Raw genomic sequence first — 8,532 nt, 5'->3', positions numbered from 1 at the left:
GATGGGTTCGGCAAACGCTTACAGTGGATCGATGTCGCACGCAACTATGGTGTCAGCGACCTGCCGATCCACTACTTCCCCGGGACCGTCGCGAAGATCTGGACGCCCGATATGGACGGGACGGGGATGCTGGAACTGCAGCTGTCCGATCAGTCGACAGCGTCGCCGGAGCTGACCTTTGACGAAGTCACCGACGCTTACGCGTATGCCCAGGCGCGTCGAGGTGACGTGGAACATCAGCGGACCCTCCTGCGGCTTGCGGCACGGCAGCGCCGCAAGGACATCGTCAACGCAGCGTCGGCACTAACCGCCGAGGCAGTGGGCCGTGCCCCGGGCGCGACGCCTACGCTGACCGAAGCCCGTCAGATGGAGATTGCCGCAAACGCCAATCCACCGGCCCCCACCGGTCCTGACGACGGCGGCCCGCCAGCGGCAGACGCGGGCGATGAATCCTACTTGGAAGCGATGCGAGCGATCCTCGGAACCATGCGTGATGAGGAGAACCATGATGACGGCGCCTAACCGTAGTGATCCGTACGAGGGCAACATCCTGGTCGAGCCGCTCGGTCCGATCTTGTCGCGGCCCGAGGTGCTGAAACGCACGCTGACCCTGCCACCGATCCCTGACGAGATCGCCGCGGTCCCGCTGCACATCCGACCACACCATCTGATGTCGGTTCGGGACTTGCATATCCCGTCGCCCGAAGGCGCACGTGTTGCCGAGACCATCGATCTGATGCTGCGCCAGGGCTATCGTTACCGGCACCCGTCGCGCGCGTCGACATGGGCCATCGTCGGCAATGAGCCGATGCGCGCCCAGACACCGCAAGCCGTGCCCATGGCGGCCGTCGTCGTCGGGCACTCCGGCGTCGGCAAAACGGAGGCGATTCGCCGGGCCTTTGGCTGTTATCCGCAGCAGATCGTTAGTCACCAGAGCTTCCCGAAACTGATTGGGCCGCACCATCAGGTCGTCTGGCTGTCTGTCGACGCCCCTGCGAGTGGCCGCCTCGCCGATTTCGCGGCCAATCTCATGATCGCCTGGGACGATGTCTTCGCGCGCTGCGTTCCGGGCCATGCGCCTCGATTCGAGACCGCCTTGGCGCGTGGTCGCCGCGACGGAGCGCGCATGCTAGACGAATGGCGGCAGGTGGCTGCGTCGCACTTTCTGGGGGTGTTGCACATCGACGAGGTGCAGAACTTCTTCCGCCTGCCGACGCTGGCGCAGCGCCGATCCAGGAAGAGTTCCACTGTGGATGACCATGTCGAGCTCAGCCTGATTGAAGACCAAACCCTGAAGGCCATCCTGACATTGACCAACACCTGGCAGATCCCGGTGATTCTGTCCGGCACCAACGATGGCGTTGCTGCATTGAACAAACGCTCAAGCAACCTGCAACGCTTCGTCACCTCTGGCAGCCACCGGCTGGACGAGTTTCGATTGGCAGATGACGAGCGTTACCAAATGTTTCTGGCGCAGCTGGGACGCTATCAATACCTGCGAAAGCGTCTATCCGTCGACGACATTCATGAACTCATGCTCCAGCTCACGGCGGGCGTTCCTAGGCTGATCATTGCGCTGTGGGTCGGTGCACATCGCGTGGCCTTCGAGCGCCGCGACGATGCCCTTCGCCCCGAGGATCTGCGCCGGGCGGCCGAGACGTTTCTGGCGCCGGTGGCGCCGGCCGTTGCGGCGTTGCGCAGCGGAGACCCCCGGCTGATGCGGCGCTACGAGGATTTGATGCCGCGGGATAACGATGTCTGGAATGCGTTCTGGGCGGGATCTACGGCGCGAACCTGACTTGCACCTGCAACCGCCGCCGAGTTAAAGCGTCGCTGTCAAGCCCAAAGCGCACAGGTTGAGCCCTGGGCAGATGGCATTCCAGCGTCTGCGTCTGGCGCCGACCCGATTGGAACGGTTTCGGCCGAAACGGCCTGTCCCGGAGGTCGGGCAGGCTTGTACCTGACAGATGCAGACCGATTGGATCGGCCCCTTGGTTCTTGCATCTCGCCAAGCGCCGATTGCAACGGCGCGGCCGCCAGCCGCAGAAGCTGTTCCAGTTCGTCCACCGGGATGTTGGCATTCTGAGATGCGGTGAGCAATGACTCACCGTCGACGAGAAACGCCCATGCCGCGTCGCGAAGGCGGCACTGTGCGGGACTGCCCAGCGAAGGCAATCCCATGGCCTTGAGGCGACGTCCAACGTTGCCCCGACTGGTTCTCATGGCCGCGCCGATTGCGGTGGCGTCACCCCGATGCGCGACATAGATCCTGCGCAGACTATCGATGTCGCGCGGCCAGTCGGTTCCACCGGGATCGGCAACCGGTGAGGCAGCACGACTGGAATGCAGGGCATAAATGGCCTCATCTGCGGATCCGAACAACGCGGCAAGCATTGCGGCATAAACCGCTGGACTAACCCGCAGGCGCTTGCCGAGCAGCGCGCGATCGACGCTGATGCTGAGGGGCCGTGCGCGATCGGATGCACCGATATCGGGAACAACGGTCGCGAGCCATGAGGCATCAAAGCGCTCGCGCAGCAGCGCCGTGAGGTGAGGGCGCCTTGCAGTGCCTCGGCCGACATGCCAGCCGGCGTTCGCCGCACGCTTGCGAAGCAGCGATGAGACGTCGCGTTCATCGAGCGGCGCCGGTGCATCGGCTAATTCGGTGCAGATCGCCAGGAATCGGGCGATCAAAGGATTGCCCTGCAGCCGTGCGACCCACGCCTCGTCCACCGCTGTGCACCGCGCGTTGAATTCCGCGGGGGAACGCAAAAGCCCATCCGTCGCGTCGCTGTAGCACAGCGCGCAGCCATGTTTGTCGCACCAGAACACGCCCGGCAGTTGATGGGTGCGCCGCCAGTAACTGAATCCGTGGAAATCGAGATCCTCGCGGACACACTGTCGACAAAAGAAGCTGCCGTCGCGCGCGGTTTGCATGCCGGTCATGCGCAGGGTCTCGCGGGATTCGGGTGCGCCGTGGGCCAAAGCGGGCGATTCCTTTTCCGCGGCGAAGGCGCGCTTGAAGCCCAGGAGCGAGTGACGTCGGACGAATTGGGTTGGCGCCAGACCAGCAACCTGGGCGAGAAATTCAACGACGGCGGGGTTCGATTTGCCGCTGCCGACTGCGCCGGCCCACAGCGCCAACTGTCGCGCCGCCTCCTTCGGCCCGAGCCAGCCGTTGAGCCGCATGACGCGCCCGTGGTAGCCCAGGGCGAATTCGTCAGGCAGGACTGCCGGTCGCAGGATGTTCATTCGGACGTTTCGGGAGGCCGATGTTCCCGGGCATCGCAGGCAGATCGGAGGATGGCCAGAGACCGGATGACGGTGGACAACGCACGGGCGTGTGCCGCCGAGCCGTCCCAGGTGCTGCGAACGGCCTCGATGAGTTCATCGCTGCGCCGGACAGCGTCCGCCGTGACGCCCTCCACCTGGCGCTCGACATAGAGACAGACATCCTCCAGCAGCCGCGAGGGCCGTTGGCTGTTTCCACTCAGGATGCGACTGACCTGTGATTGGCTGGCGCCAACGGCCTCGGCGATCTGGGATTGGCTGATATGCCGTTCTCGACAGATCTCGGCGACCCAGGCGACGCGGATTTGGAGGTTCGATTGAAGCATGCATAAAGCATAGCAATAGGCATAAATGCATGCAACTCCGGCGGTCTCAGGGAAACAGTGCCGCATCGTCCGGACTCGGCATGGTGCGCCCGATAACGTGCTCGAGAAGCTGCTTGGTCAAAGGTAGGCGGTGCAGCACGCGAAGTTTCGGTCGAAGGTCGGGGACGATTTGATAGATCTGCCAGAGACGTAACCGCTGGCCGGGATGCGCCGTGCCGAGCTGCAGCACGGCCCGCTCGATGTGGTCGCGAAGCAATCGATCCCGTTCGAGCCAATCGACCGCGTTGCGGCGACTTCCCGGATCGGCGAAGTGGTGTGGCGGACCGTTGGCTTTCAGCCAAGCGCGGTCGTGGCGATACAACCACGCATACGCTGAGGGATCCAGTGCCCGCAGCAGCTTGATGCCCGCACCAGGATGATCGTGCTGCGTCGCCAGCCACGACTTGCGCGCCCGGTGTTGCGCAGCGTCCCACTGGGCTTGTCGCCAGGTCGCGCGCAGGCCGACCTCGGTGCGCAGGACGCGCGTGATCGTCGCAACCGACACGCCATGCCGGCTGGCCACGGCCTGTTTGTCGGCGCCGACGGTGAGATCGGCGATGACAGCGCCAAGCCGCAAAGCGGTGAGGATCTTGGGGCGGCGTGTCACGGTAAGTCCGGCGCGCACAGCCCAGGCCCGGGCCGTGCCGATGTTGATGCCGACCATCGCTGCTGCGGTGCGGGCGGATTGTCCGGAACGCATTGCCTCGATGACGACTCCGTGTCGCCGATCTTGAGCGCTGTCCGCATAACCCTTGGACGCGGTCTCGGGCGCAGCCACCGCCAGAGTCGCATGGTCCGTATCGATCGCGGCCAGCAGAGATCCGAAATCACCGAACAGCCAGGAGGCCGCGACAAGAATTCGCAGGGGATGGGTTCCTTCGAGGATGGAGCGCCGAAGTCGGCTGATCTGCGACCGCGCCGTGCTGATTGTGGTCGGCAGCGCCCGCAATTCGTCTGGTCCGACAAGTTGCGTGCAATAGGCCAAGAAATCGTGTGCGCTGGGATCGATTCTCAATCGGTCCTGCGGTGTGACCCAGCCGCGCGCGGCGAACGCCGCCTCAACCGCCTGTTCCATCGTGGCTCCGCCGAGCCAGCCGACTGGGCGCTCGCAGTCGACGACCCTGCAGATCAATCGGGCCAGTACAGGAAGGCGGGAGGTCGCGATTGACGGCTGCAAAGTGCCCATGGGTCGGAGCGTCTCCTTCGTTGGGAGGTGCCAATGGAAGCGCTCGACGCCCGTCGACTTGACGGTGCTCTCGAGTAGGGAAGCTTCGTGCACTGGACAGATCCAGACGCCGGGATACTGATGCGCCAGATGCCAGTACGCCCAGCCGTGCGCGACGTGGTCGGCCTGCATGCAATCGGGGCAGGCCTTGAGCGGGTGGTGTGCCCGAAACCGACTGGTCAGGAGGCCCAGCCGGAACTTGAGGTGCGCGACGGATCGACTCCGCATCGCCGAGACGGTTTGCCGTGCCTCCTGCTCGTCGAGAAACGGCAGGTAGAAGCGAAGCAGCGTCCGAGCGGTCGCAATCGACTCGGCCGTGCCCCATTGCCCGCCGGTTCGATCAGCCAGATCATCCAGCGACGCTGGAAAGTCGTGCTGCGTGCCGGCACGGCGCCCACCAAACAGCAGCTGGCTGGTCTGCCAGGCGTGCGGATGACCCCAGAGTCGGTGATGGCGGCTGCAAAGGCTGAACAGCGATTCGTCCGGGAGCCATTGCAGCGACGGTGTGACCGGGAGATCAAGGTTCCTGGATTCCATCGTGGCGCCTCGTGAATTGCGGCTGCAAGTAGCGTAATCGGACTCTTACGGGCGCATCTTCTGCTCATGCGTTTGCGGCCGTCTGTCGAACCCTTGCTTTCGGCGATCGAAATTTCGACAAGGTCCGAGCGGGTGGAGCCGAAACAGCGCGTCGAGGGCGATGCGCGGATCGAGGCACGCGTAGGCTAGGTATCGAATGGCCGGCGAGGTGCGGCTTGCGCACGCAGAATGGCCCGCCATTCGGAGGTTGGCTGAATATAAGAGAGTTGACCTGGATATTTCCGTTGGGTAGTGTTGCGGCTATTCATCGCCGCAATACCAGCGACGTCCATAATTGAAAGGAAAACTGCATGCGTAGCTTCAAGGAGTTCCAGGAACAAATCGCGGCCCTGCAACAGCAGGCCGCCGCCCAGGGCAAGGCGGAAGTTGCCGCCGTGATCGTCGACATCTGTGCCAAGATGGACGAATACGGCATCGCCGTGGCGGACATCGGTGGCCGAAGCGGCCTGAGCGCAGCGAAGGGCGCCAAGGTCGCGCCGAAATATCGCCACCCCAGACCAGGCAAACCTGGTCGGGTCGGGGCAAGCAACCGCGCTGGCTGGCCGACGCCATCGCCGCGGGACAAGGCATGGAAATCTTCGCGCTTTAACCCAGTCTGGTCAGTTGCTCAATGAAGCGCGCGTTCCGGCTCATCGCGCTGCTGGGCCTGTTTGCCGCGGGTCGTGTCGCCAGTGCCGGCAATCTCTCCGGCACTTACGTCGGTTTGCACGCAAACGCGGCAGATCTTCTCCAGATCGTCGAGCGTCCGGATGGGGCGCTGCTCGGGCATTTCGAGCAGGTGATCCTGTCGGGTGACGGCATCGGAATTAATCGCATGAATGCCTCGGTTTCCGGTGCCGTCAACGCGGACACGCTCGTGCTGACATTGAAGCCAGCCGAGTTCCTGGGCGGTGCGATACCCATGTCCGGGACGATTCAGGTTGGGGCGGTGCAGCTCTCCGGCGGGTCTGGAGGGAACAGCTTTGATCTGATTTTGCGGCGATCCAGCCTGGCGGTCTATTCGCGGCACGTGCAGCAATTGACCGCGCGGGCCAGCGAGGCGGCTGCGGCCAAGGCGGCGAAAGACGCCATGGCCAAGACGCAAAATGCCATCCAAGACGTCACCGCCTGGATGCGGCACTACGTGCGGGATGCGGACGTGCATCTTCGGCGCATGCCCAAATTGTCCGCGGCCTATGCCCGGCTGACGGCAAAGATGCAGGCCGCTTTGGATGATGAGGCAAGAGAACCGCCCAACAGAGTTGCGCGGGCACAGATCGACGTCGGAATATCGCAAATGTCCGTTGCGTTCCACCAAGCGCAAATCGGGTTGCAAACTCTGGAATCGTCGTTCGGATATGCCGGAGGGAAGATCACTTACCCAGAAGCACAGAAGGACATCGCACGTGCGCAGCAATACTGCGGTTGCACTGGTCAGGCGTTGACGCCGATTTGCGGGGATTTTTCGACGGCATATGCAAATTTCCAGGCGACGGTAAGTGCGCTGCGGCAAGACTTCGCCAACACGGAGAGTGCCTGGAACGCCGAGGACCAAAAGCAGCAGGCGATCGAGAGGCAAGCCGATCGCTTGAATCAAGGCGGCTGATTTCCTCCGCTCGCAACCCAATCGCCGAAGCGGTTTCATCGGGTGCATTGAAGGCGCATTGATGTGTCCGACGCCTACAGCCCCAACCCTAGGCTGAAAACGCACGATCGCGCTCGCTTCGCAGGCTCGCGATGTTGTCGACCAACCGCATAGGCGGCAACGGGCGAAGTGGAAATGTTGGCGTTGTGTCCGCTCCTCGGCCATAGATGCCACTCAACCCTTCAGGTTTGAGCGACGGGTTTTGGATGCTAATCAGACTTCGCCTGAATTACGATAGTCAGAAGCAATTCAAATCGTTCAAAATATGGCTGTGATCGTTTATCGTATATGCCATAGCGGTATGCCTTGGGCAGATGGAACATCTACACAACTGGTATAGGCATTAGGGCGGGCGGGCAAATTGGAGTGCTTTCACATCGACGAGAGTGGCTACACGGGATTCGATCTGCTCAACGCGGCACAGCGCTTTCAAGGTGCGGCAGCGGTGTCTATCGATGACGATGAAGCTGCACGACTGATTCGAGAACATTTCCCCAAGCTGCAGGCCCCCGAGCTCAAGTACCACGCCTTGGCACGCCGGCCCGGCTACCGACAGCCATTGATGGAGTTGCAACGTGCCGTGCTCACGCAGCACAAGTGCGTAACCTACGTCTGCGACAAGCGCTTCCTGCTGCTCCTCATGTTCTTGGACTATGCCGTCGAACCGTTCTACTACGAACGCGGACACGATTTCTACAAAGATGGCCAGAACTACGCCTTGGCTTCATTGCTGCATACCGTCGGGCCCACTTTACTTGGCAAAGCGCCATTCGATTATCTGCTTGCGGCTTTCCAACGGGCGGTCAAGGAAAAGACTTCGCAGTCCTTGGATGCGTTAGTGAAAGCGGCTAGGCAGCTCAATTGGCGCGAACTGCCGGAAGCGTTGGGCCCTCTAGCGCAGAACTCGCCCGAATGTCTGTCCGCGATTGCCACACCGGGCGTCTCCACCGATGCCGCAATGGTGGTTCTCCAGTCCCTGATCAGCCGGATGGAAGTGATGGCAGCGGGTCCGTACCGGGTCGAGCATGACCAGTCCAAAAACCTGCTCACGTACCACGACCTGCTGCAGCGCTACATCGAACATCAGGATGCAGTCGAATTCAGGTCGTCGCAGATTGCGAGCATCCGTTTCCCCCTCAAGTTGTCGTCCGTTACCCAGGTCGATTCAAAGACCAGTCCAGCTGTGCAGATCGCCGATGTCATGATCGGCGCTGTCGTCGAAGCGGCAAACGGACTAAACGGCCTGCGCCCATCGTTGCTGGACCCGCAAGCCGTTATGTCGCTATACGCCGACGACCAGTTCATCCACTTGGTGCCGTCGATCGATTTTGATGAACAGAAGCGGTTACGCGAAGGGACGCAGGCGGCAGAAATGATCGACTACTTCGCCACGCATTTCACTACGAAAATTTCGTGAAACTGCTGCATTT

7 protein-coding genes and 1 pseudogene are annotated in these 8,532 nt (G+C 62.2%); 5 read left to right on the top strand and 3 right to left on the bottom strand.

The features are described 5' to 3' along the window. Positions 1–522, top strand: a pseudogene (locus B3H47_RS04630) (hypothetical protein); the annotation flags it as partial. Continuing rightward, positions 506–1,798: an AAA family ATPase gene (locus tag B3H47_RS04625; RefSeq protein ID WP_286986211.1), complete on the top strand. Its 1,293-nt coding sequence runs from the start codon at positions 506–508 to the stop codon at positions 1,796–1,798. The pseudogene B3H47_RS04630 and the gene B3H47_RS04625, both read left to right, overlap by 17 nt. 38 nt (positions 1,799–1,836) lie before the next feature. Here the strand turns inward: B3H47_RS04625 and B3H47_RS04620 are convergent, their stop codons facing one another. Genes B3H47_RS04620 through B3H47_RS04610 form a run of 3 tightly spaced genes read right to left on the bottom strand, consistent with a single transcriptional unit; the run spans position 1,837 to position 5,418 of the window. After that, complete coding sequence (locus B3H47_RS04620) at positions 1,837–3,252, bottom strand: TniQ family protein (RefSeq protein ID WP_286986210.1); 1,416 nt, start codon at positions 3,250–3,252, stop codon at positions 1,837–1,839. Next, the gene (locus B3H47_RS04615) at positions 3,249–3,617 is read right to left on the bottom strand and encodes a helix-turn-helix domain-containing protein (protein ID WP_286986209.1); all 369 of its coding nucleotides are present in this window, start codon (positions 3,615–3,617) and stop codon (positions 3,249–3,251) included. Before B3H47_RS04615 ends, B3H47_RS04620 begins: the two co-directional genes overlap by 4 nt. A gap of 46 nt (positions 3,618–3,663) precedes the next feature. After that, positions 3,664–5,418 (bottom strand): TnsD family Tn7-like transposition protein, encoded by a 1,755-nt coding sequence (locus tag B3H47_RS04610; protein WP_286986208.1) that lies wholly within the window; start codon positions 5,416–5,418, stop codon positions 3,664–3,666. A 350-nt stretch (positions 5,419–5,768) separates the two neighbouring features. Between B3H47_RS04610 and B3H47_RS15365 the strand changes: the two genes are divergently transcribed. From B3H47_RS15365 to B3H47_RS04595, 3 genes are all read left to right on the top strand, one after another. After that, a complete protein-coding gene (locus tag B3H47_RS15365) occupies positions 5,769–6,092 on the top strand; it encodes an H-NS histone family protein (RefSeq protein WP_422664342.1) in 324 nt (107 codons plus the stop codon). After that, entirely contained in the window at positions 6,089–7,063 is a 975-nt protein-coding gene (locus B3H47_RS04600) for a hypothetical protein (RefSeq protein WP_286986207.1), read from the top strand. The genes B3H47_RS15365 and B3H47_RS04600 overlap by 4 nt, the downstream gene beginning before the upstream one ends. A 400-nt stretch (positions 7,064–7,463) precedes the next feature. Further along, positions 7,464–8,519, top strand: coding sequence for a DUF3800 domain-containing protein (locus B3H47_RS04595; RefSeq protein ID WP_286986206.1), 1,056 nt, complete (start codon positions 7,464–7,466; stop codon positions 8,517–8,519). Positions 8,520–8,532: the final 13 nt, after the last annotated feature.

This window comes from Thiomonas sp. UBA7699, from assembly GCF_002482605.1.
Classification (GTDB): Bacteria; Pseudomonadota; Gammaproteobacteria; order Burkholderiales; family Burkholderiaceae_C; genus Thiomonas; species Thiomonas arsenitoxydans.
The sequence above is the reverse complement of the archived record's forward strand: the minus strand, read 5'-3'. Positions and strand labels throughout refer to the sequence as shown.

Coding starts and splice junctions, on each gene's coding strand:
- B3H47_RS04615 (WP_286986209.1), bottom strand. CDS start 3,617: ATGCTTCAATCGAACCTCCAAATCCGCGTCGCCTGGGTCGCCGAGATC.
- B3H47_RS15365 (WP_422664342.1), top strand. CDS start 5,769: ATGCGTAGCTTCAAGGAGTTCCAGGAACAAATCGCGGCCCTGCAACAG.
- B3H47_RS04600 (WP_286986207.1), top strand. CDS start 6,089: ATGAAGCGCGCGTTCCGGCTCATCGCGCTGCTGGGCCTGTTTGCCGCG.
- B3H47_RS04610 (WP_286986208.1), bottom strand. CDS start 5,418: ATGGAATCCAGGAACCTTGATCTCCCGGTCACACCGTCGCTGCAATGG.
- B3H47_RS04620 (WP_286986210.1), bottom strand. CDS start 3,252: ATGAACATCCTGCGACCGGCAGTCCTGCCTGACGAATTCGCCCTGGGC.
- B3H47_RS04625 (WP_286986211.1), top strand. CDS start 506: ATGATGACGGCGCCTAACCGTAGTGATCCGTACGAGGGCAACATCCTG.